At 58.1% G+C, this 21,687-nt stretch carries 18 protein-coding genes; 10 read left to right on the top strand and 8 right to left on the bottom strand.

Annotated features, from left to right (window positions below):
- The first annotated feature begins 1,489 nt into the window (after positions 1-1,489).
- Together ASF70_RS23260 and ASF70_RS23255 are read left to right on the top strand one after the other, a co-directional pair.
- Positions 1,490-1,990, top strand: a complete 501-nt coding sequence (locus tag ASF70_RS23260) for a hypothetical protein (RefSeq protein WP_062583330.1) — start codon at positions 1,490-1,492, stop codon at positions 1,988-1,990.
- A 103-nt stretch (positions 1,991-2,093) separates the two neighbouring features.
- Entirely contained in the window at positions 2,094-4,274 is a 2,181-nt protein-coding gene (locus tag ASF70_RS23255; RefSeq protein WP_244474120.1) for a M48 family metallopeptidase, read from the top strand.
- Positions 4,275-4,484: 210 nt separating this feature from the next.
- On the opposite strand, the gene ASF70_RS23250 is transcribed toward ASF70_RS23255, so the two are convergent.
- Both ASF70_RS23250 and ASF70_RS23245 read right to left on the bottom strand, forming a co-directional pair.
- Positions 4,485-5,738, bottom strand: a complete 1,254-nt coding sequence (locus ASF70_RS23250) for a hypothetical protein (protein WP_244474119.1) — start codon at positions 5,736-5,738, stop codon at positions 4,485-4,487.
- A gap of 183 nt (positions 5,739-5,921) precedes the next feature.
- Positions 5,922-7,385: a hypothetical protein gene (locus ASF70_RS23245; protein WP_244474118.1), complete on the bottom strand. Its 1,464-nt coding sequence runs from the start codon at positions 7,383-7,385 to the stop codon at positions 5,922-5,924.
- 272 nt (positions 7,386-7,657) lie between these two features.
- Between ASF70_RS23245 and ASF70_RS23240 the strand changes: the two genes are divergently transcribed.
- Positions 7,658-8,941, top strand: coding sequence for a hypothetical protein (locus tag ASF70_RS23240; protein WP_062583326.1), 1,284 nt, complete (start codon positions 7,658-7,660; stop codon positions 8,939-8,941).
- Positions 8,942-9,344: 403 nt separating this feature from the next.
- On the opposite strand, the gene ASF70_RS23235 is transcribed toward ASF70_RS23240, so the two are convergent.
- Complete coding sequence (locus ASF70_RS23235; RefSeq protein ID WP_062583325.1) at positions 9,345-10,232, bottom strand: LysR family transcriptional regulator; 888 nt, start codon at positions 10,230-10,232, stop codon at positions 9,345-9,347.
- A gap of 214 nt (positions 10,233-10,446) precedes the next feature.
- Here ASF70_RS23235 and ASF70_RS23230 point away from each other — a divergent pair, with 214 nt between their 5' ends.
- From ASF70_RS23230 to ASF70_RS23205, 6 genes are all read left to right on the top strand, one after another.
- Positions 10,447-11,565, top strand: coding sequence for an MFS transporter (locus ASF70_RS23230; protein ID WP_156461932.1), 1,119 nt, complete (start codon positions 10,447-10,449; stop codon positions 11,563-11,565).
- A 61-nt stretch (positions 11,566-11,626) separates the two neighbouring features.
- Positions 11,627-12,730 (top strand): alpha/beta hydrolase, encoded by a 1,104-nt coding sequence (locus ASF70_RS23225; RefSeq protein ID WP_062583324.1) that lies wholly within the window; start codon positions 11,627-11,629, stop codon positions 12,728-12,730.
- 128 nt (positions 12,731-12,858) lie between these two features.
- A complete protein-coding gene (locus ASF70_RS23220) occupies positions 12,859-13,332 on the top strand; it encodes a hypothetical protein (RefSeq protein ID WP_062583323.1) in 474 nt (157 codons plus the stop codon).
- A gap of 18 nt (positions 13,333-13,350) precedes the next feature.
- On the top strand, positions 13,351-14,049 hold the full coding sequence (locus tag ASF70_RS23215) for a hypothetical protein (RefSeq protein WP_082472056.1): 699 nt from the start codon (positions 13,351-13,353) through the stop codon (positions 14,047-14,049).
- A gap of 62 nt (positions 14,050-14,111) precedes the next feature.
- Positions 14,112-14,465, top strand: coding sequence for a cyclophilin-like fold protein (locus ASF70_RS23210; RefSeq protein ID WP_062583362.1), 354 nt, complete (start codon positions 14,112-14,114; stop codon positions 14,463-14,465).
- Positions 14,466-14,842: 377 nt separating this feature from the next.
- Positions 14,843-15,628, top strand: coding sequence for a carboxymuconolactone decarboxylase family protein (locus tag ASF70_RS23205; RefSeq protein WP_062583321.1), 786 nt, complete (start codon positions 14,843-14,845; stop codon positions 15,626-15,628).
- Between the two features lie 28 nt (positions 15,629-15,656).
- Here ASF70_RS23205 and ASF70_RS23200 read toward each other — a convergent pair whose 3' ends face one another.
- Positions 15,657-16,550: a LysR family transcriptional regulator gene (locus ASF70_RS23200; protein ID WP_062583320.1), complete on the bottom strand. Its 894-nt coding sequence runs from the start codon at positions 16,548-16,550 to the stop codon at positions 15,657-15,659.
- A 204-nt stretch (positions 16,551-16,754) separates the two neighbouring features.
- Between ASF70_RS23200 and ASF70_RS23195 the strand changes: the two genes are divergently transcribed.
- On the top strand, positions 16,755-17,219 hold the full coding sequence (locus tag ASF70_RS23195; protein WP_062583319.1) for a cupin domain-containing protein: 465 nt from the start codon (positions 16,755-16,757) through the stop codon (positions 17,217-17,219).
- Between the two features lie 106 nt (positions 17,220-17,325).
- Here ASF70_RS23195 and ASF70_RS23190 read toward each other — a convergent pair whose 3' ends face one another.
- From ASF70_RS23190 to paoA, 4 genes are all read right to left on the bottom strand, one after another.
- Positions 17,326-17,721, bottom strand: coding sequence for a cupin domain-containing protein (locus ASF70_RS23190; protein ID WP_062583317.1), 396 nt, complete (start codon positions 17,719-17,721; stop codon positions 17,326-17,328).
- 135 nt (positions 17,722-17,856) lie between these two features.
- Positions 17,857-20,061 (bottom strand): aldehyde oxidoreductase molybdenum-binding subunit PaoC, encoded by a 2,205-nt coding sequence (paoC, locus tag ASF70_RS23185; protein ID WP_062583316.1) that lies wholly within the window; start codon positions 20,059-20,061, stop codon positions 17,857-17,859.
- Between the two features lie 3 nt (positions 20,062-20,064).
- Positions 20,065-21,015 (bottom strand): xanthine dehydrogenase family protein subunit M, encoded by a 951-nt coding sequence (locus ASF70_RS23180; protein WP_062583314.1) that lies wholly within the window; start codon positions 21,013-21,015, stop codon positions 20,065-20,067.
- Complete coding sequence (paoA, locus tag ASF70_RS23175) at positions 21,012-21,647, bottom strand: aldehyde dehydrogenase iron-sulfur subunit PaoA (RefSeq protein ID WP_062583312.1); 636 nt, start codon at positions 21,645-21,647, stop codon at positions 21,012-21,014. The genes ASF70_RS23180 and paoA overlap by 4 nt, the downstream gene beginning before the upstream one ends.
- Between the last annotated feature and the right edge of the window lie 40 nt (positions 21,648-21,687).

Genomic DNA, 21,687 nt, shown 5'->3' with positions numbered 1-21,687 from the left:
TGATTGTCAGCTTGATTGCAATGGTTACTCCTAAACAGGTCAGCTAATCGGTATCAGAAACGGCCAAACAGGAAAGGCTTGGCCTTAATACAGCATGGCAAGCGCACCGCGTTCTCGCACGTAGTCTGAAACGGTCCTAATAGGGTAATTTCGCCCAGAAGCACGCAGATCCTGCCGAACAAACGATACGGCTAGATTATCGTTCTCTTCGGCGACTGTGCTGGTGTTCAACCATGTAGGCATTAAAAACCACGGCACACCACTAGCAAGATATCCCTGGACAGCTACAGCACCTCCTTGGCGCTTAACGAAGCATACGCAGCCGGTTGCCGGTGATAAATCGTCCTTCTGTTGCCCTGGCCACCCTGCCAGCGCAGCCCGTCGTTTTCTGCGCTACTCCTTTCGCTGCGATTGCGACTGAAGATCCGTTTACGATGAATCTTGAGAACATTTTCGGAAGGTAGGTGTTAGTGTCATTAATGCGAGAGGATATCAGAATGCCTAGCCCGTCGGATCAATTTGTCAAACTTGCAAAAAGCGAGATGGTGCGTCGGGCTTCGCAAGCCATGGCGACTAATCGTCCGCCTGTGACAGACGAGGAATTTCAGCAACTATTAGAGCGCCTTTCCCAAGCGGAAGCCAATCGCTAATTGGCCGCTCGTAGGCGACATTGCCCGCGCTAAGTTGATCGTCAACTAAAGACCGCGACAGGCGCCCATAAGGGAGATCGGGTGGCGTGTCGGTCCGCCGTGACGGCCACCCGATCCATGTTCGTCAGTCCGACAGACTAGAGCTGAGCAAACACGTTGCCTCCAGCTTGCTTAGAAGCAGACGCCCTCTAACGCGACGCATACAGAAGTCAATCACAACGTCCGCCTGATCGTGGTCATAAAGGAGGCAGTTGGCTTGGGTTTACCGCCTCTATGCACTTGCGTGTCTAGGGATGAAAGTGGCTTGGTGCTAGCGACTTTAGCGACCGGGTACTAACGACAAGTCTTTGCGCTTACACTTAGCCGTGACGCGAAACTAGATGCACAGTGCGATCGACCAGAAGTCGTTGCAATAGGTGCCTACAGTCTGACGCCTTGAACCAACTCGAACTATTGGCCTGTTGAAAGTCAGACGATTACGTTGAAACCGAAGGACTTAGTGAGATCGCTCCTTGTCCGCGGTGCCAATCCAAGAAGGATTGAGGGACGGGATGTCCACTATGCCAGTTGGTTTTTGACACCATAATTGACTTGCGGTAGCGGCGCCCGGTGCACCGCAGGATCGACGTTCGCGCCGTGGGCGTATAGGTCCCATAACTTGCTCATCGCGAAATCTTTGCGCCTTTCTACCCTTTTTGACAACCAGTGCTACCTACCCATTCGCCGCCCTTGGCGGCATGCGAGGTAGCACCCGAACAATTGTCATAGCAGGTAGACAGATAACCACCGTTCTATAGACCTTCTTTAAAAACAACCGGATCATGAGGGAAGACAGCAGTATGAGAAGAACTCTGACCGCCTACAGTTTGACCGCCTTGGTAGCCTTTACTTCAATGGCAGTGGCGCAAACCTCGCCGGGCCTTGCGGAAAGGCGGGCGATCGCGGCTTTCGAAAAGGACAATTTTCCAGCGCTGCAGAAGAGCGTTCAAACTGCTGCAGGCTTCGAGGTGCCGATCAAGGTGGATTGGAACAGCCTCGCCTTGCCAGGTGACGACAAATTTTACGGGCAGGACGATTACCTGGTCAAAACGGTGTTCACGCCGCTCGAAAATGCCATGAAAGACATTGCCCGGGACGAGATGGGCAAGCAGGCGCTTCGCGAAAAACTCAAGACGATCACCGTCCATTACACGGAGGCTGGGAGCCCTGCATCCGCCTACAAGGACCGCGTCAAGTTCGAAGCCGGCACCCTGGACGTCAATTTCCGGCCGTTCACCAATTCCGCAGATGTCGACGATCGAACGAAGGCGATTGTCGATGCGCTAGAAGCGGCTCTCTAAGAGAGCTGTCGGGTGATGTAATCACCGCGGATAGAAGCCTCCCCCAAGCCGGGCGCCCGGCTTTGGGAGGCTTTTTGCAAGATACTGCGACAGGGAGGACGTCATGACCAACGCGCAAGTACCCACCGAGGCAGCCAAGCGCCAGATACCGCCGGGCGTGGTTTTGGCCTTCTGGCTGATCCTGCTGCCGCTGGCGCTCGCCGGGCTGGGGATCTGGCAGCTTGATCGGTCCGTCGAAGCCAGCCGGTCAGTCCAAGCCAACGGACAGGACATGGCCCGCGCGCTGGAGGAAATCCGCCCCATTGCGGCTCAGGCGCCCGGAACGATGATCCGCTTCGAAGGCGGGCAATCGTATCCGGCCTCGATGGCGCTTGCGGAACTGGAAAAAGCCGTCGGCGAGAACGATCTTCTCCAGACAGTCGCGATAGTCCGACATCCGTTCGCCTATCTCACGATTGCCGGTGGAGCGCTTGCCTTTTTCGGCGGAGCGGTCGGTCTGCTTGGCTCCAGCCTTGCCGGCCGGTCAGCCCGCCGGTCGCGCGATCAGCTGGTGCGCAGTTTCACATGGCTGCAGATGACGTTGCCTTTTTTCCTCGCCGCCGTGATGCTGGGACTTGGCTTTGCGGGTGTTGGCGCCACCGTGTTCGAGACGATGACGCTGCCGTTCTGGGGCGATATCTCGGGCAATGCCGTGAAACTGGCGCTCGCCGGCATCCTTCTCGCTGGTGTCGCGCTCTATTGCGCCGTCACCGCTGTCCGCGGACTGCGCCGCGTCTTCGCTCTGGTCGAGCCGGAGCCAATAGTGGAACGGGCCCGCGTCGTCACGGAGGAGGACGCGCCTGGCCTTTGGACATTCGTCCGCAATCTGGCTGGGCGGATGCAGGCCGGCGCGCCCGACACGATCGTCGTCGGCCTGACCAGCGGATTCTACGTGACCGAGAGCCGGCTTCTCCTGCTTCCCGAAGAGAGACTGATCGAAGGCCGAACGCTCTACCTGCCGGCCCCCTTCCTCGAACTTCTCGACACCGCCGAGATTGCCGCCATCGTCGGCCACGAGCTTGCTCACTTCGCCGGCGAGGATACGCGATATTCGCAACGGTTCGTGCCGATCTATTCCAGTCTGCAGCGCTCGCTGGACGCACTCTATCGTGCCGATATCAATGGTGACTTCGGCATCGCCGCCGGCCTTCGCCTCGGTTACCACGCGCTGTCGCGCTTCGATACCGCCGTTGCCCACTGGAGCCGGCTGCGGGAGTTCGAAGCGGATCGCCACGGCAGCACCGTCAGCGGACCGGCCGGCGCCGCATCCGCGCTGGTGCGCGTTCACGTCGCCGACCCGGGCGTCCATTTTGTTTTGACCGACGCTTTTCGGGGGAATGAAGGACTCGGGCCCGATCTCGTTGCCGCCATTGCCAAGGCAACGGCTAAGCGTGGTGTCGATAATCCGGCCGCACATCTGGACGGCCGCCAGTCCCACCCCACCGACAGCCATCCGCCGACGATCCAGCGCATCCAGGCGCTCGGCGTCGCCATTGACGACAAGCTGCTGGCTCACGCGACGCGACCGCCTGGCGCGGGCGTTGCATCCTTCGGTCGGCGTGCGTTTTCCGATTGGGATCAGCTTTGCCGCGACCTTTCAGCGGACTTCCTGCTCAATGCCAGCGCTGTTCGCACGGAATATCGTGAAGAACTGAAGACGGCCGCCGCCGGGGTCGCCGAGCCGGAACTGGTGGTGCATGAAAATACCGGACCGATGGCAGGCGCAATGATGTTCATCATTGTGCTGTTCGGCTTGTTCATCGCCTGCACCTATCTCTTCCCCTACCAGATGGGCTTCGGGGGCAATGAGAGCTTCAAGGCAATCTTAGCGGCGGTGCTCGGTGCCGGCATGCTCCTGTGCCTTGCGGCCGTCGTCTTCTACCGCCGCAGCGGCGCCCGCCCGTTGATGGTGTTCACGCCGGAGACACTTCGGTCCCCATGGCTGAGCGAGCCGGTGCGGTGGGACGCTGTCGTCGGTTATCAGGTCTATGCCACAACCCGTTTTGCTCTCCAGTTGTATCTCGGGGAAAACGAGCCGCTGCCCAACCGCACGCGGTTTTCGTTCTACAACAAAGTGAAGCCCAAGCGCCGAATGATTGAGCTGGACGCCATCGGCATTCGCGGCATGAAGGCCGCTGCGTTTTCGGAACTTGTGGGCCGCTATCTTTCTGCTGCGCATGCACGGCGCGCGCTGGCGGACGAAGACTTGGAAGCCGGTCCGGTCGCCTCATCCCTCGGCGCATAAGGTCTGACCCTGGAAGGCAACTGCGGCGAGGAGTCGTCAATCGCACGGACTTTTCTATCTTGATGAATAGATGATACTGGGGCGTTTGAATGACGGACAGCCACTTCGACTTGCGAAATTGTGTTCCCGCATACAGAAATGCCCCGTCAACGTGAGCAATTATAGTGGGTTATCATGCGTATCGGCATCGCGACGCGTCGCCGGTTCACATTAGTTGAAATAGAAAGCGTAGGCCGCGAAATTCCCCTCAAAGATATTGGTAATCTGGTTCCACTCGCCGCTACTCATGGCTTTGCCATCCTGCAGGTAGGGTAACGCAGCCGGTCCCGTTACCCAGAGCACGAGGTCGAAAGGCTTAGGATCTGTGAAAGCTCTTGCAAGGTTGATGCCCTTGTCGAAGCGCCAGTGCGGGACAAGGATCTTGCCATCGAGGGCGGCTTCAAACTGCGAGAGGACTGCGAGCCATGCTTGAATGCGTTCAGGCGTGACGTTAAAGGACGGCAGAACCCCGCTCTTTTGTTTTGGCCCCGGCAACCATTCATGATCGTCATCGGTTTCCTTGTCGATGAGTGCCCAGGTTTCCCGGTTGAGTACAATGACCTTCTTCAGGTGATCGCGCACTTCGCGCCACATTGCCGTGTCGGTAACCGGCCAGCGGATCGTATGAATAAGCGTGACGTAGTCGGCGATGTCATCAGCTTGCGCCTTATTGACGCCGAACATCGTCATGTCATCCGCGCCTTTGCCATTGGCCACCGACAATGTCGAGACGGCCCGTGGGAAGATGACACCGAAACTCCCGTTCCAGCTTTCGGAAAAATCATGGGACAGCCACGCCTTGGCAGCAGCCATCAGCAAATTGTCGTAGCCTTGCAGCCATTTGGCGTCGGCAGTGTCAAAACCGACGACGAAAGGCAGCGCCCCACCTTTCTCGTCCAGATTGGAAAAGGCCCGCCCAATGTGATCTTCCGGCCCGACCCTGCCGTCGCCATTCCAGTCAAAGCGCGCGACGGAGAGGTCGACTTTCAATTTTGCCGGCTTTTCACCGACGGCTGCAAGAGCCTTGTCGGCGACATCCAGATCTTCAATGAAGGCCGCAAGAATGCCGCGAAACTGGTCGTATGTGATTGCCTCGGGATTTTCGTTTCGGGCAATTTTGCCGGAGGCCCGGCCTAGAAACATCTCATAGCCGTCGGACTTGGAGCCAAAGCCATAGCGGTACAGCGACCGAGATAGTTTTTCGAATGCACGGGCCGATCGCACCAGACCGAGCCCCAACTGTGCGTCAGCATTGTTAGGGGCTGCGGCAGCTGTGGACAACATCTGCTCGTCTGCCTCATCAAGGCGTCCATTGGCCAGATATTTTTGAAACAGCTCAGTTACGGCACCGTCTGCGCACGCTGGAGAGGATTGGTTTAAACACGCGAAGCTCGCTACGATCACGATAGAAATAAGTTTTTTCACGACGACTTTCCGCTGTTATGACCTCTGAGGGCCTCGTTGTGTCAGATCGGACATTTGTTCAATTCTGCCGCCGGACGCGAACCTTCCCTAATGCCTGCGAGGCCGGTATCGCGGACTTTCCGATCGTCTGCGGCAGGGCGTGCCGCCAGTAACCGGCTCTCCGCGATTGTCACCGAACGAAATTCAGGGCTTGGTCTGGTCGGAAGGCGCTGCCTCGTCAGTGGCCGGTGCGTCCGGCCCCTTGATCTGTTGGCCGTTGACGCTGACCGAGCCGTCGCTGGCGACCGCTACGTCCCAACGCTGCGCGCCATCGGGGTCGGCCTTGGCAAAACCCTTGATCATCATCAATCCGAAGGAGGCATTGTTCAGATCCGGATTGCTCTTTGCCAGTTCCTGCACGGCCGCGATCGTCTTGTCGTAGTCGCGCGCAACGATCGATGCGTTCACCCTGTAGTCTTTTTGCGTATCGACGCGGCCTTCCATCTCCCCGGATACCTCGATGTTATAGACGCTAGACTCGGCGCTGACCTTCGGAAAATCAACCTTCAGGATGCCGCCCGGAAAAAGCTTCGCGGCCGCCTGTTGTCCCGCCATCCTGCTGTCGCCAGTTGACGTGGTGAAATCCGTCTTCATGAACTCGTCGCCAAGGGCTGCGAAATCCATGCCCGGGACGCCGAACTGAATATCGAGTGCTTGAGGCAGGAAGGCGGTGTAACCCTCAGGAACCAGCACGCTGTCTAGCGTCAAGCCGCCAGCATCGATCGCCACGCCAACGCGCGTCGCGTTGCTCGGCCCATCGACCGTGAAGTGATAGCCAAAGGACTTGGCGCCGCCGCTTCCGACGGCGCTGGTGACGGCGAGGTTGTTGAGTCTGATGGTTTCCTCAAGCGAGCTCAGCAACGGAAAGGCTTTGCCGAGCATGTCCTTGAACTTGGTCTCGCTCTCCTTGGTGAGATGCTTCTGCTCGACGTGATCGAGCACGAACAGGACCATTTCCTTCAAGTCCTTGGCTGCAACGCCTTTGACCTTGGTATCGAAATCCAGACTGCCTGCCGAGATCTGGATCGGCGGCATTTCCTTGCCGCTGACCTGCTCCACAAAGGTGCTCATTTTGCCGTCGGCAGCGAAATCCAGGCGACCGGCAGTGACGCTCTCGGCAGAGGTCAACTTGTAGATCATGTTGCCGAAGCTGGCCTTGATCACCTCGGTATCGGTAGATGAGATAAATTTCAGTTCCTTGGCCCTGAAATCACCGGAGCGGAAGTAGCTGATTGCCGGGTCGAAGACCGAGTTAAACACCATGTCGGCAACCGAATAGGTGAAGTCCGAGCGCTTCTTGTCAGGCCCGATGAAATGCCCAGTGACATTGAGGTTGTTGTTGCCTTCCAGATCCCAGAGCCCGTTGTCCTGCGGTGTGGCGAAGATTTTGAAGGGTTTCAGGCCCTTGATGTCGAAATCCGTTTTCTTGAACTGCGCCAGGAGTTTGGAGAAGTCGTAGCCGATCTCGTAGCGCGATCCGGCCGGCGTGACCGTAACGGGCGCACGCTTGGCGATGTCCTTGGGCAGCAGGTGATTGAGAGTGTCACGGATGTTGTTGGCGCTGTCCTGGCTAATATCTGTCGCGGACGCCCCCGTGGTAAAAGCCATAATAATGGCGGTCGTCGCCGTGATAAGCCTATGACGCATCTCGATAAACCTCCCTTAGCCGCATAAAGGCAGGCATGTGTGATTGCCGTAGCTCCGATGTCAAGCCTGCAAACCGCCTCAAACCAATCCGAACCGACGGCACCATGCAGGCCCAGAAGTCAAGATCTTGGGTTCGTACACCAATCAGCGTCTTATTAGGAACAATCATATCCCTGGCGAACCGCGGCTGTGGGCGTTAAAGATGAACGATCACAACCGGATGTGGATCAGACATGCGCCTTCCTCTTGCTGCTTTGATTGTCTTTTCCTTCGGAACCGGTGTTGCGCATTCGGCTGAGGCGGTTACCTACGTCGGCTCCATCGGGTCTCTGCCAGTCATCCTTGAATTGGCGTCGCCGGGTGCCGATGGTTTGCGGGCCGGACGCTATGCCTATCTTGCTAAAGGCGGTGACATCCCTTTGCATGGCATGAAGGTTAAGGATCCTGACGCCATGCTACTTTCCGAAGAAAAGCCTTGTACCGAAAAGCTCTGCAAAACCGCCGATGGTGACGTCATCGATGTTGCGCCTATCGCCGCTGAATGGAACTTGAAAACCGAAGGCAGCGGCGAGCGACTTTTGGGGACATGGCAGGACAAAGAGAGTGGCAAGACGCTGCAGGTCAAGCTCGTCAAGAAGGGCAAGCGGACGGTTTCCGATAGCGAACCAGACCTGCTCGCTGCTCTCGACCCAAGCTACGCGCTCACCGGGACCGACCAGCCGATGGTGCTGACCAAAGACAGCTTGCCCTACGATTTCCTGAAGATGGATCGCCCTTTCAAACAAGGCGTCACGACCAATCTTGGCGACAGAAGCTACCGCATGGATGAAGACAGCCGAACCGGACTTTCTTATCCGGTTGTCCTTTCGATTGAAAAAATCGATCCAGCACCGATCAACCGCTACCTGGCGCAACAGCGCCTGCAGCTTGCCTTGTCCGCCTTTTCCTGCATGGCAAGAGCCTATCTTGGCTTCGGCTGGTCGGGACAGGATGCGGATGGTACCAGCGGATATGACGGCGGTGGATCTGTAACGGTTGAACATCTGACTTCGCGCCTGGTCGGTATTGCAGAGGGTGGCAGCTATTGGTGCGGTGGCGCTCATCCCAGTAATTTCGGGAATCATCGTCTCGCCGATGCGCGAACGGGCAAGGCACTCGTGCCGGAAACCCTGCTGCGCGGCTGGACCGCAACCAACGGAGACGGAACTGTGGTCGATCCTTCTACGGTCGCGGATCCCTCGTTGCTAAGCTTTGGCCCGAGCGAGAGCCTGATCCAGTTCATTCTTAAAAACCGCGCGAAATTCGATGACGAGACGGAAAAAGGGTGTGGGTATGAAGACCTCATCCGGAGCAATCTCGCAGTCTACTTCAACGCCGATAATCTCCTTTTCACCCTGCAGGGCCTGCCACACGTCATATTCGCCTGCACCGACGAGCTCCTGACGGTTCCCCTCAAAGATGCTCGTCCGCTCCTTACAGAGGAGGGTGCCGGATATTTCGAGGTTCTGGATCTCTGAAGTTATGTCACCTGGGGCGGCCGGATCATGTTGAAAGACAACAATATTCGGACACTGTGTGCAGAACCGAGACCTGGAAATTTCTGGGCTGTGATCTGAACCTGACGGTCTTGAAGGGATACGAACCTACGACCCCGCTTACTTGCACAACCCCCGCCTCCAGGTGATGGAGATCGATAAGCAACAGATTTGGACGAGAAGAACATGTGTCAAACACAGGAGGCGGCACCAAGCGGCTGAGGCGCGGCGGCTATTGTCACCATATCGGCTAAGGCCCGACGAGTTCACCGCTACGTTTTTATCCTTGTGAACAACAGGACCTTGTCAACGCTGATCTGTTCGTCCAAAGCCCCATCGCCAAGCTTTCCGTTGGCACCAACCACGCGATCTTCTCTTTTCGAACTCAAACGCGTAACGCCTCTACAACGATTTTGAACGCTGGGGAGTTCTGCCTTCTGCTTGGATAATAGAGGTAGTAGCCCGGAAACAGTGGGGTCCAGTCATCAAGAGCCTGCACTAACTCACCGGAAGCGAGCTGCCGCTGAACAAGGTTTTCGGGTACGTAAGCAATTCCGTAGCCCTTCACGGCAGCATCGATCATCGCATAGGACGTATTGAAAGTCAGTTGACCCTCTACACGGACCCGAAGCTCCCTGCCGTCCTTCTCGAATTCCCAGCTATAGAGCCCTCCAAGGCGCGACTGCCGATGGTTGATGCAGTCATGAGCGACAAGCTGCTGTGGCGTTTCAGGAGCAGGCCTTCCAGCAAAATATTCCGGAGAGCCAACGACGATTAGTCGCCAGTCCGGCCCGATGCGCACGGCGATCATGTCCTTATCAACACTTTCGCCAAGCCGCACACCGGCGTCGAATTTATCTTCCACGATATTCCGGAAGCCATTGTCGCTGTTGAGCTCGACCTTGATGTCAGGGTAGTCTCGCAGCACTGAGCGCAGCTTCGGCCAGACGACGCTTTCCAACGCGTGATCCGAAAGCGTTATGCGAACAGAGCCTGACGGTTTGTCCCTGAACTCCATTAGCGCGTCGATCTCGGTCTCAAGCTCCTCGATGCGCGGCGCCAGTGAGCGGATCAATCTCTCTCCCGCTTCCGTAGGAGAAACGCTGCGGGTTGTGCGGGTCAGAAGCCGCAGCCCCATCCGAGCTTCGAGCTTCTTGATGGTATGGCTGATGGTCGATTGCGACGTCCCGAGTCTTGCGGCCGCTTTTGTGAAGCTCCGCTCCTCTGCCACTGCCAAGAACCAAAGCATGTCATTGAGATCTTCCCGCTTCATGGTCCGTCTCCAAAGCATCGGTGATTGATGTCATAGGGCGATAGGTCCAAGTGAATTGCAATGGCTAATCTTGGAACTGGCCGTTGCGTATATTGCGGCCATGACACAACAAGCTCTCATACAACCCGACTTCAGAAACAACGACGAGGTAGCCGCGGTCCCGATTGCAGCCACTTTGCCTGTACCGGTTGCTGCCTGGGGCGCAGTCATCTCGATGGCCTTGTGCGTGGCCGTCCTGATCGCGTCGGAGTTTATGCCGGTCAGCCTTCTCTCCCCCATCGCCGCGGAACTCGGTGTAACGGAGGGTCGTGCGGGCCAGGCGATCTCGATCTCTGGGATCTTTGCCGTCGCGACCAGCATTTTCGTGGCAGGGCTGACGCGTCGCGTGGACAGGCGGCTGGTGCTCGCATCGTTCTCGGCAACCCTGGTGATCTCTGGAACGATCGTCACATTCGCCCCGAACTATCTCGTGTTGATGGTAGGGCGCGCCTTGCTGGGGATTGCCATCGGCGGTTTCTGGTCGATGTCGACCTCAATCGTCATGCGGCTGGTTCCGCCCGATTCGGTCCCCAAGGGGCTTGCGATGCTGAACGCCGGCAACGCAATCGCGGCGACGATCGCGGCACCGCTGGGAAGCCTGCTCGGCAGCTACATCGGCTGGCGAGGTGCCTTCTTTGCCGTTGTTCCCCTCGCACTTCTGGCGCTTGTCTGGCAGTGGATCAGCCTTCCATCCCTGCCTCCGCGTTCCAGTAAGGGCTCGTCGAATGTCTTCCGGCTGCTTTTGCGCCCGCCGGTGGCGATCGGGATGGCTTCGATCATGCTCCTGTTCATGGGCCAGTTCGCTCTGTTCACATACCTTCGGCCCTTTCTTGAAACAGTGACGGCGGTTTCGATATCGACACTGTCTCTCCTCCTTCTGCTGATGGGGCTGGCAGGAGTTGCAGGCACCACGATCGTCAGTCGCCTGCTTCAGAAACGGCTGTTTGTGATCCTCGCAGGAATCCCGCTGATCATGGCCGTCATTGCCCTGGGCCTGATCGCATTCGGATCATCCTCGACAATCACCGCCATGCTTCTGGTCGGCTGGGGTCTGTTCAGCACGGCCGCTCCGGTCGGCTGGGGAACCTGGCTCAGCCGGACAATGCCCGACGACGCGGAGGCCGGCGGCGGGTTGCAGGTGGCGACCATCCAGCTTGCAATTACCCTCGGCGCGTCCGTCGGCGGCGTCCTGTTCGACGGCTATGGCTGGTGGACGACCTTTCTTTTGGCCGCAGGGCTGCTTTTCGGCGCGTTTCTTCTCGCCATCGCCGCCTGGCGTTCAACACGCCGATAAATTTGTCGCTCGGCGCACCACAACCGATTTCCATCGCTTCATCGCTAAAGGAGACATCAATATGACCACCCAGAACCAAGACACACAGGCCTTGAAGACCGGTATCGATCGCCGCCACCTGCTCAAGATGACGGGTGCGGGCATCGCAACTCTCGGGGCAATATCGGTTTTCGACACGACGCCTGCCGGGGCTCAAGACATGTCCAGGGGCGCCGCCAATTTCTACACCAGCGACAAGGTGACCTCGCACAAGGTCACCTTCAAAAGCCAGTACCAGACATCTGTGGTCGGAAACCTCTTCCTCCCCAATGGCCTCGATCGAACCAGCAAGACAGCCGCGATCATCGTCGGGCATCCGATGGGTGCGGTAAAGGAGCAGAGCGCCAATCTCTACGCAACCAAGATGGCTGAACAAGGCTTTATCGCCATGTCCCTCGATCTGCCGTTCTGGGGAGAGAGCGAAGGGCAGGCACGCAATCTGGTTTCTCCAGAGATCTACGCCGAAGCCTTTAGCGCGGCCGTCGATTTCCTGGGTTCAAATGCATTCGTTGATCGCGCCAACATCGGTGCAATCGGCGTCTGCGGCAGCGGCAGCTTCGTCATCAGCGCCGCCAAGATCGATCCGCGCATCAAGGCGGTCGCGACGGTCAGCATGTACGACATGGGCGCTGCCTTTCGCGACGCACTGAACAAGTCTCAGACGATCGAGCAGCGCAAGCAGTTCATCGCAACGGCTGCCGAACAGCGCTGGGCAGAGGCCGACGGTGCAGAGGCCCAGTACATCGGTGGCACCACACTGGAACTGACGGCCGTTACGGATCCAATACAACGCGAGTTCTACGACTTCTATCGCACTCCTCGCGGTGAGTTCACGCCTGCCGGCGTCACGAGGGAAACGACGACGAAGCCGACCCTCAGCAGCAGCGTCAAGTTCATGAACTTCTATCCGTTCAACGACATCGAGACCATCTCGCCGCGCCCGCTGCTGTTCATCTCCGGCGACCAGGCGCATTCGAAGGAATTCAGCCAAGATGCTTACAACCGGGCGTCGGAGCCCAAGGAACTGGTCTGGGTGAAGGGCGCCGGCCATGTCGATCTCTACGACCGCGTTGATCTCATCCCGTTCGACCGGCTGAAGACCTTCTTCGGTCAACATCTCGCCTGACCGAAGCGGAACGTCCATCTGTGTCGGTCGTCGTGGGGCGACCGACACATCCTGGTAAGCTCTGGAACAGGCCTGCGCGTTGCGAGGCTTCGAGCGCCGCTTACGAACCAGCATAAGGAATGACAAATATGAAGATCTTTCGCTGGGCTGGCTTGATAGCCCTACCCTTCGTGGTCGTTCTGACGGGCTATTTCCTGGTCGAAATCGAGCTTTCTCCAACTCCAGCACTGGCGGCCGCCAATTCCGTGACATTTCCGCCTCTCGACCAGCTCAAGCATTACACGACGGTTAGACGGGGGATTAAACGGGAACACATGCTGACAAGCCCCGAGGCCCTCATCGCTCTAAAGGCTGGGCAGCCTGTTCCAACGGGCACGCACATGGTTCTTGTCGATTATCAGAGCGATGTCCTGACGCGTTATCTCATCGGGCAAAAGATCGGCGATGGTGACAATGAGTGGGAATACCAGTGGTTCTGGCCCGATGGGAGCGTCAAGGCAGACGAAAATGTCGCTCGTTGCTATTCCTGCCATCGATCACGTCAGTCAGAACAGTTCATGTTCACGTTCGATGGAGCCATCTCAGATGATGATCTCCTCTAATGTAAGCGGGGTGTCGCGATGCTCCGACTAGCAGCCAATCGCCTCCTTCTTCCCGCAGTTATGGCCGCGCTCTTGATGCTGTCGCTTGCCTACTGGTGGCTCGACAACGGCCCACACGAGATTTTTGGGACGGCGATGTTCGGTCTCCTGGTATGGCATGTTTACACCAACAGGCGCTGGTTCGTAACCATTCGTATCGGCCGCTACGACGCACGCCGCTGGGCGGTCGTGATCATCCATACCTGGCTGGCAATCAACATTACCGTGCTGTTCTTTACCAGCGTGCTGATCTCCCGCTCAGTGCTGAGCTTCATCCAATTGACGGATAACGTCAGCGTCATCGAACTCCACTGGTTCTCGGCATACTGGGTGGTGTTGATCATCGCCATCCATATTGGAAGCCATTGGAAACGTGTAATGGCGACGACCGCTACAGTACTCAGGCTTTCTCCCTCGCGGATCAGGACCAACTCGCTCAGGCTTTTTTCCGCGCTCTTGCTGGCGTCTGGAACCTGGAGTTTCGCTGTCCTCGGCGTCTCGACGAAGCTGATGTTTGGCTACAGTCTGGAATTCTGGGAGTTTACCGCATCGGTGACGCCATTTTTTGCGCATTGGACAGCGGTCATTGCCGGTGTCGCCGTGCTTTCATATTACTCGATGGCTGCTCTGAGGTCCGCTGGAAAGCCCCGTTCTCACTCAAATAATGGTGCAACATGAGATATCTCGCAGGAACCGCGTTCGTCATCGCCTCGCTTACAATGCCAGTTGGAGGATCCGCCATGGCCCAAGATCTTATCAAGATTTCCTCCGACTGGGGCACGGTCACGGCCGAGCTTGCGGACAACGCGGCTGCTCGTGCCCTGGCCGAAATGCTGCCTTTGACCATTGAGATGGACGATCATCTGCGCCAGGAAAAGACAGGCGACCTGCCGGCTGCCTTGCCGACGGCTTCACGACAGCGCGAATTTTCAGCGGGAACGCTTGGCCTTTGGAGTTCGGGCGACTTCGTCATCTACTACCGTGAGGGACGCGTGCCGCCGCCTGGCATCGTCATTCTGGGTCAGGTTCAAGGAGACGTTTCGATCTTTGATCGTCCCGGCGAGGTCAGCGTCAAAATCGAACGAAGTAAGTGAACGAAGTAAGTGAACGACGCTACAGCGTCGAACCGACGGTCCTTTGGAGCCACAAGGGGGAAATGCGATGAATAATGCAATCACGCGCATGCCCCGGATCAATTGTGCACGCCGACTGACGACCATTTGTGTCTAACTGTTGCGGTGTCGACCGTTACGGTCACGCTTCAGATTTCCCGGCCACCGCATCCTGTTGCCGAGACTTTAAGGTTGTTCCGAGATATCAAAAGCGGAGCATCCAGAGAAAAAACTGCATTCATGATATGGGCTCATAAGTTCTATGAAAGATCGGCCTCTAATTTCGAGCGGGAGCAGTTTTATATCGATCAGGCAGCCACTGCTTCAGTGGATGCACCCATTCGAAAGGACCCCGAATTATGAAGCAGCATCTTGCCGCTACGGCCTTCTCCCTCTCGCTTGCAGCAGCGCCGGTTCTTGCTGATGATAAGACATACCCTCTCGCAACCTCGCCTGTCACACTCGAGGATATGAGGGCGGTATCGCCGGCACTTGCAAAGTACACCGAGGCATCCGTCATCGATGGGTTATGGAAGCGTCCGGGTCTCTCTCCGCGAGATCGTAGTGTGATCACTGTTGCTGCTCTGATCGCCCGAAACCAACCTGTTGAACTGCCCTTTCATCTCAATCTGGCACTCGACAATGGGGTAACGCCGGCGGAGTTATCGGAGATCATCACCCATTTAGCCTTCTACTCCGGCTGGGCGAACGCAACCAGCGCCGTCGCGGTAGCAAAGGACGTTTTCGCCGCTAGGGGTATAGGGCAGGATCAGCTTCCTGAAGCTACTCCGACCTTGCTACCTCTGGATGGTCAGAAAGATGCGCCACGACAGGCTACCGTCGAACAAACAGTCGCGCCGACATCCTCCGGTGTCGCGGAATACACCAACGGCCTGTTGTTCAAGGACGTATGGCTGCGGCCCGGATTGAACCCGCGTGACAGAAGCCTGATCACGGTCACATCCTTAATCACGAACGGGCAGATCGCTCAGGTTACCTATCACCTCAACCGGGCGATGGATAACGGTCTGAAAGCAGCGGAGGCATCAGAAATGCTGACGCAACTCGCCTTCTATGCGGGTTGGCCAAACGTATTCTCCGCTGTGCCGGTGGTGAAAGATGTAATCGCAACACGTCCCTCGTGAGCCCTGCGCACAAAGGATTATTACTTTGCTAGGCGCGCTCCCGGAGAGCCGCGAGCACTATGGAGAAGGCTGCCGAGGGCTGCCTTCTCGACGGATAGTAAAGGTGATATCCCGGATAGTAGGGACAGTAGTCCCCCAGCACCTGATCCAGCCGGCCGTCCTTCAGATCAGCGAGAACCAGCCCCTCTGGCAGGAACGCGATCCCGTAACCGTCGCGGGCCATCTGCAGGATCTGATGGATGCCGTTGGACGTCATCTGGCCATCGACACGGACGTTAACGTTCTGCCCGTCCTTTTCAAATTCCCAGGCATAAAGCCCGCCCTTGGTGGGAAGTCGTAGATTGATGCAGTCGTGCCCTGTCAGATCGAGTGGTGACGCGGGTGCTTTTCGCTTCTCAAAATATTTGGGTGCCCCAACAGCGACCATCCTTTGATCGCCGCTGATCCGCGCCGCAATCATTCCCGGTGAAACGATCTCGCCTAGCCTGACACCGGCATCAAAACGCTCGGCAACGATATCCGTCAGGCCATAGTCCACGATGAGTTCGACTTTGATCTCGGGATAGTGCTGGAGAATTTGTCGTAGCTTGGGCCACAAGACATGATCTATGGCGAAATCATCCGCGGTGATGCGGATCGTGCCTGCCGGCTTCCCCCGTGAATCGCTGAGCAAAACAAGCTCTTGTTCTATCTCCAGCAATCGTGGCGCCATTGTCTCAAGAAGTCGCTCGCCCTCCGGTGTTGGCGCTACGCTACGGGTGGTTCTTGTGAGAAGGCGCAAGCCCAGCCTCTCCTCAAGTCCTCGGATCGAGTGGCTCAATCCGGATTGGGAGATGCCAAGCTGTGCCGCAGCCTTCGTGAAGCTGCGCTCGCGAGCGACCACCATGAACGCCATCAAGTCGGTCACGTTTTCTCTTAGCATCCGTCATCTCCACACTACCTGGCCTACCGTAACGACACGAGCCACCGGCGCCAGACACTTATGAGTGAGCCCCATATATCCTTTCGAATTTCGATCTCTAATACCGCAGTAAGTTCATCCCATTTGTTTGTAGCCAGCGCGTTCCTCGTTACCAGGGGGAAGCGTTCAGGCAAGGTTCAAAAGACACGACAGAAGGACGATAAGATGAAACTGCTCGCCACAACTGCGATGCTCTTCTCCATTTTCACAACGACACAAGCCTTCGCTGAATCCACCGAGGTCTTTGGAGCTGGATCGAGGCCGACTGCCAAAGGGCCGGAAGCCAACTTCACGGGATCTGTCATGGTCGACATGCTTTACTCGAACAACGAGCACACCGGTAATTCCGGGGGCCAAGTGACGTTCGAACCTGGCGCGCGGTCGGCCTGGCATACACATCCCGCCGGACAGGTCCTGATCGTTACATCGGGATCCGGATGGGTTCAGGAGGAAGGTGGCGAGAAGCGCTCCATTCGGCCCGGCGACGTGGTCTGGACGCCGCCCGGCGTAAAGCATTGGCACGGAGCTACAGACCAAACCGGCGTCAGTCATATCGCGGTCTCGAACGTCAAGGATGGCAAGGCCGTCGACTGGATGGAAAAGGTCACGGACGAACAATACCTAGACTAAAAGAGAATGCCGGGGACCCAACGGGCGCCCGGCATCCACACTCGTCCTTCACCGTCTTCAGCGCTCACGTTGACGTCTGAGCCTCAGTGAGCCCGGCGTCACGAAACTACTTGTCGTAGTCTTCGTCGGTGACGTGCTCAAGCCAATCGACAACCTTGCCATCCAAGTGCTCCTGAATGGCAATATGGGTCATGGCCGTCGTGGGCGACGCGCCGTGCCAGTGTTTTTCGCCGGGCTCGAACCAGACGACATCGCCCGGCCGAATCTCTTCGATTTCACCACCTTCGCGCTGCACACGACCAAATCCTGCGGTGACAATGAGCGTCTGGCCTAGCGGATGCGTATGCCAGGCAGTACGTGCGCCCGGCTCAAAAGTGACGGTGCCGGCAGCGCCGCGACGTGCATCGTTTGCTGCGTAAAGCGGATCGATCCGGACCGTCCCGGTAAACCAGTCCACTGGTCCTTTCGCAGACGGCTGCGATCCATTCTTCTGAATTTTCATCTGGTACTCCCTGGCAATTTTTTGACGCGCCACGTCATCCTATCGGCGGAGCCGGATGGTTGATGCAACGCTGAAGAATCCTGGTTTTCCGTATGTCTCAGGCGGCGGCTCACTTGGAACCGCCGCCTGACCACGTCACGCAACCTCGGGGAGCCCACCGATCAGCTTGTCGAGCGTGACCGGATAGTGCCGCGCACGCACGCCCGTCGCATTGTAGATGGCGTTGGCGATGGCGGCGGAAACGCCGCAGAGGCCCAGTTCGCCGATGCCCTTTGCCTTCATCGGCGATGACATCGGGTCGGTTTCGTCCATGAAGATCACTTCCTGGTGCGGAATATCCGCATGCACGGGCACTTCGTAACCGGCGAGATCATGGTTGACGAATAAGCCGCGGCGGGTGTCCACCGCCAGTTCCTCCGTCAGCGCACCGCCGACACCCATGGTCATCGCGCCGATCACCTGGCTGCGGGCGGTGATAGGGTTGAGGATGCGGCCAGCAGCGCAAACTGCAAGCATGCGCCGGATGCGGGTCTCCCCGGTCGCTACGTCCACGCCGACTTCCACGAAATGCGCGCCGAAGGTCGACTGCTGGTGCGTTTCTGTGAGGTTCCCCCACTGCATGGTGTCCTCTCCCACCAAACCTTCAGGCCCTGCGGATCCGGCCAGTGGAACCGAGCGGTTGCCGGAGCGCACCTGGCCGCCCTCGAACACCGCATCTTCGGAATTGAAACCCAGCTTCTGGGTAATCGCTTCCCGAAGCTTGACGCATGCGGCGTATACACCTGACGTTGACGAATTGGCACCGAACTGCCCGCCTGAACCGGCCGATACGGGGAAGCGCGAGTCGCCCAGTTGGACCGCAACCTTGTCCATGGTGACACCCATCATCTCGGCGGCCGTCTGGGCGATGATCGTGTAGCTGCCCGTTCCAATATCGGTCATGTCGGTTTCAACAGTGACTATCCCTTCGTTGTCCAGGCGTACCCTTGCGCCCGACGGCAGTACCATGTTGTTGCGAAATGCGGCGGCGACGCCTGTGCCTATCAGCCAGTTGCCCTCGCGCCGTGTGCCGGGTTTGCCGCGGCCGTTCCAACCGAATGTCTCGGCACCCAGCTTGAGGCAGCCGTTCAGGTCGCGGTGCGAGAATGGGCGTTCCGGCTTTTCCGGATCGACCTGCGTGTCGTTGATGATCCGGAACTCGACCGGGTCGAGCCCAAGCTTTTCCGCCATCTCGTCCATTGCAATTTCGAGCGCCATCAAGCCCGGCGCCTCGCCGGGAGCGCGCATGGCATTGCCTTCCGGAAGATCGAGCGTTGCAAGCCGCATCGCCGTCATGCGGTTTTCGCCCGCATAGAGCAAACGCGTCTGCAGCGTAGCCGCCTCCAACTGACCACCGGGCTGGTCACCCGACCAGCTTTCGTGACCGATTGCGGTGATCTTGCCGTTCTTTTCGGCGCCGATCCGGATGCGTTGCGAAGTCGCCGGCCGGTGTGTGGTGTTGTTGGCCATAAAAGGTCGTGGCAACGCGACTTTCACAGGGCGCTTGGCAGCCTTCGCACCGAAAGCGGCCAGAACGGCATCAACGCGCAGGAAGAGCTTGCCGCCAAACCCGCCGCCGATGAAGGGCGACATCAAATGGATCTTCTCCTTGTCGACGCCAAGCGTCGTTGCCAGGTCGGACCGCCACCAGTCGATCATCTGGCTAGATGTCCACAGCGTCAGTTCGTCACCGTCCCACGCAGCGATCGAAGCATGTGGCTCCATCATCGAATGTGATTGGTCTGGTGTTTTGTAGGTTTCTTCCAGGGTTACGGCAGCCTCCCTGAAGGCAGCATCGAAATCGCCAACGGCGCTATCAGTTGGCGCGCCGCCGGCATCCTTCGGCTTGACCGAATCCCTGACGGCCGCCGTAAGGTCGAACACACCTTCCTCGGCCGTGTAATCGACCTTGACGAGAGCTGCGGCAGCGCGCGCCTGCTCAAAGGTTTCGGCCACCACCACAGCAATCGCTTGATGATAGTGCTGGATCTTGCTGCCGCCGAAGAGGTTGGCAGTATTGAACTTGCCCTTTCCACGTTCACCGACGTCCAATGTCGTGACAACGGCGATAACGCCCGGCGACTTCTTGGCGGCTGCGACGTCTATTTCATTGATTTGCCCTTTCGCGACGGCAGCACCGACCGGATAGCCGTAGGCACAGGGTGTCGTCTGATCGTGCCATTCATAGGCATACATTGCTCGGCCGGTAGTCTTCAATTGACCATCGATGCGCTGGATCGGCTGGCCCACTACCTTGAGCTGATCGATTGGATTGGTGGTTGCTGGTGTGTCGAACTTCATGGCTCAGCCCCTCGCTTCGGCGATCACTGCGCCAAGCGTACGCTCGACCAGATCAACCTTGAATCGGTTCTGCTCGGTCGGACGGGCGTCCGCGAGAAGAATGGTTGCCGTGGCGCGGGCGCCCTTGGGCAGTTCGGCCTCTGCCGCTTCGACGCGCCAGGGCTTGTGCGCGACGCCACCCACGGCGACGCGACCCTTGCCATCGGGTTGGATGACCGCAGCAACGGAAATCAGTGCGAAGGCATAGGACGCGCGGTCGCGCACCTTTCGGTAGATCTGCTTGCCGCCGATCGGTACCGGCAGCACAACGGCAGTAATGAACTCGCCCTGCTCCAGCGTCGTCTCGATATGCGGCGTTTCACCTGGCAGCCGGTGGAAGTCTACAATAGGAATTGCGTGCTTGCTGCCGTCCGGCTTGACCGTCTCGACCACGGCGTCGAGCGCCCGCATGGCAATCGCCATGTCGCTCGGATGCGTTGCGATACAGGCATCGCTGACGCCAACCACGGCATGCTGTCGAGAGTAGCCGCCGATGGCCGAACACCCGCTACCCGGCGTCCGCTTGTTACACGGCTGATTGGTGTCATAGAAATAAGGACAGCGAGTCCGCTGCAACAGGTTACCGGATGTGGTCGCCTTGTTGCGCAGCTGGCCGGAAGCGCCGGCCAGGAGTGCGCGCGACAGCAAGCCGTAGTCTCTACGCACAATCTCATGCGAGGCCAGAACGGTATTGCGCACCATCGCGCCGATCCGCAGGCCTCCGTCCGGGGTCGCCTCGATCGTGTCGAGCCCAAGGCCGTTCACGTCGATCAGATGGGTCGGCGTCTCGATCTCGAGCTTCATCAGGTCGAGCAGATTGGTGCCGCCCGCGATAAACTTGGCTTCCCGGTTGCCGGCAGCCGTCTTCGCTGCCGCCTCGACGGAGGAAGCACGCTCATAGGTAAAGGCTCTCATGCTTTGATCCCCGCAATTTCGGATATGGCGTCGAGAATATTGGAATAGGCACCGCAGCGACAGATATTGCCGCTCATGCGTTCACGCACCTCGTGGGCCGTCATCTGGGCCTGGGCGGTCAGGTCGCCGGTCACATGGCTCGGGATATTGGCCTTGATTTCTTCGATCACGGCGATCGAGGAACAGATCTGCCCGGGGGTGCAATAGCCACACTGGAAGCCATCGTGCTTGACAAACGCGCCCTGCATCGGGTGCAGATTGCCGGGTTCGCCGAGACCCTCGATCGTGGTCACCTGGTCGCCATCATGCATGACCGCAAGCGACAGGCAGGAATTGACGCGACGGCCGTCCACCATGACGGTACAGGCACCGCACTGGCCGTGGTCGCAGCCCTTTTTCGTGCCTGTCAGGTGAAGATGCTCGCGCAGGGCATCAAGCAGCGTGGTGCGGTTGTCGACGTCGAGCTCACGAATCTCGCCGTTGACAGTGAATGATAGTTTCGTCGTGAGGTTCATGGCTCGTCCCGCGGGCTGTGCCACCGCTTTACCCGCGACTCCCGTCACCGCGACTGTCGCGGCTGACGAGACAAGTAAATTCCTTCGGGATATTTCCAGTTGGATTGGGTTTTGCATATCCGGCTCCACTTCCTTCTTCGGTGTTGTCGAGCGCGGG

This window comes from Rhizobium sp. Leaf321, assembly GCF_001423215.1.
Lineage (GTDB): Bacteria > Pseudomonadota > Alphaproteobacteria > Rhizobiales > Rhizobiaceae > Neorhizobium > Neorhizobium soli.
Note: the sequence above shows the minus strand (reverse complement) of the source record. Positions and strands in the feature narration are given on the sequence as shown.

Bases quoted from the DNA above. Each gene is read 5' to 3' on its own strand.
- ASF70_RS23210 (WP_062583362.1), top strand. From the start codon at position 14,112: ATGGCCCAAGATCTTATCAAGATTTCCTCCGACTGGGGCACGGTCACG.
- ASF70_RS23230 (WP_156461932.1), top strand. From the start codon at position 10,447: ATGGCCTTGTGCGTGGCCGTCCTGATCGCGTCGGAGTTTATGCCGGTC.
- paoA (WP_062583312.1), bottom strand. From the start codon at position 21,647: ATGCAAAACCCAATCCAACTGGAAATATCCCGAAGGAATTTACTTGTC.
- paoC (WP_062583316.1), bottom strand. From the start codon at position 20,061: ATGAAGTTCGACACACCAGCAACCACCAATCCAATCGATCAGCTCAAG.
- ASF70_RS23220 (WP_062583323.1), top strand. From the start codon at position 12,859: ATGAAGATCTTTCGCTGGGCTGGCTTGATAGCCCTACCCTTCGTGGTC.
- ASF70_RS23215 (WP_082472056.1), top strand. From the start codon at position 13,351: ATGCTCCGACTAGCAGCCAATCGCCTCCTTCTTCCCGCAGTTATGGCC.
- ASF70_RS23255 (WP_244474120.1), top strand. From the start codon at position 2,094: ATGACCAACGCGCAAGTACCCACCGAGGCAGCCAAGCGCCAGATACCG.
- ASF70_RS23180 (WP_062583314.1), bottom strand. From the start codon at position 21,015: ATGAGAGCCTTTACCTATGAGCGTGCTTCCTCCGTCGAGGCGGCAGCG.
- ASF70_RS23205 (WP_062583321.1), top strand. From the start codon at position 14,843: ATGAAGCAGCATCTTGCCGCTACGGCCTTCTCCCTCTCGCTTGCAGCA.
- ASF70_RS23260 (WP_062583330.1), top strand. From the start codon at position 1,490: ATGAGAAGAACTCTGACCGCCTACAGTTTGACCGCCTTGGTAGCCTTT.
- ASF70_RS23195 (WP_062583319.1), top strand. From the start codon at position 16,755: ATGAAACTGCTCGCCACAACTGCGATGCTCTTCTCCATTTTCACAACG.
- ASF70_RS23240 (WP_062583326.1), top strand. From the start codon at position 7,658: ATGCGCCTTCCTCTTGCTGCTTTGATTGTCTTTTCCTTCGGAACCGGT.
- ASF70_RS23245 (WP_244474118.1), bottom strand. From the start codon at position 7,385: ATGGCTTTTACCACGGGGGCGTCCGCGACAGATATTAGCCAGGACAGC.
- ASF70_RS23225 (WP_062583324.1), top strand. From the start codon at position 11,627: ATGACCACCCAGAACCAAGACACACAGGCCTTGAAGACCGGTATCGAT.
- ASF70_RS23200 (WP_062583320.1), bottom strand. From the start codon at position 16,550: ATGCTAAGAGAAAACGTGACCGACTTGATGGCGTTCATGGTGGTCGCT.
- ASF70_RS23235 (WP_062583325.1), bottom strand. From the start codon at position 10,232: ATGAAGCGGGAAGATCTCAATGACATGCTTTGGTTCTTGGCAGTGGCA.
- ASF70_RS23190 (WP_062583317.1), bottom strand. From the start codon at position 17,721: ATGAAAATTCAGAAGAATGGATCGCAGCCGTCTGCGAAAGGACCAGTG.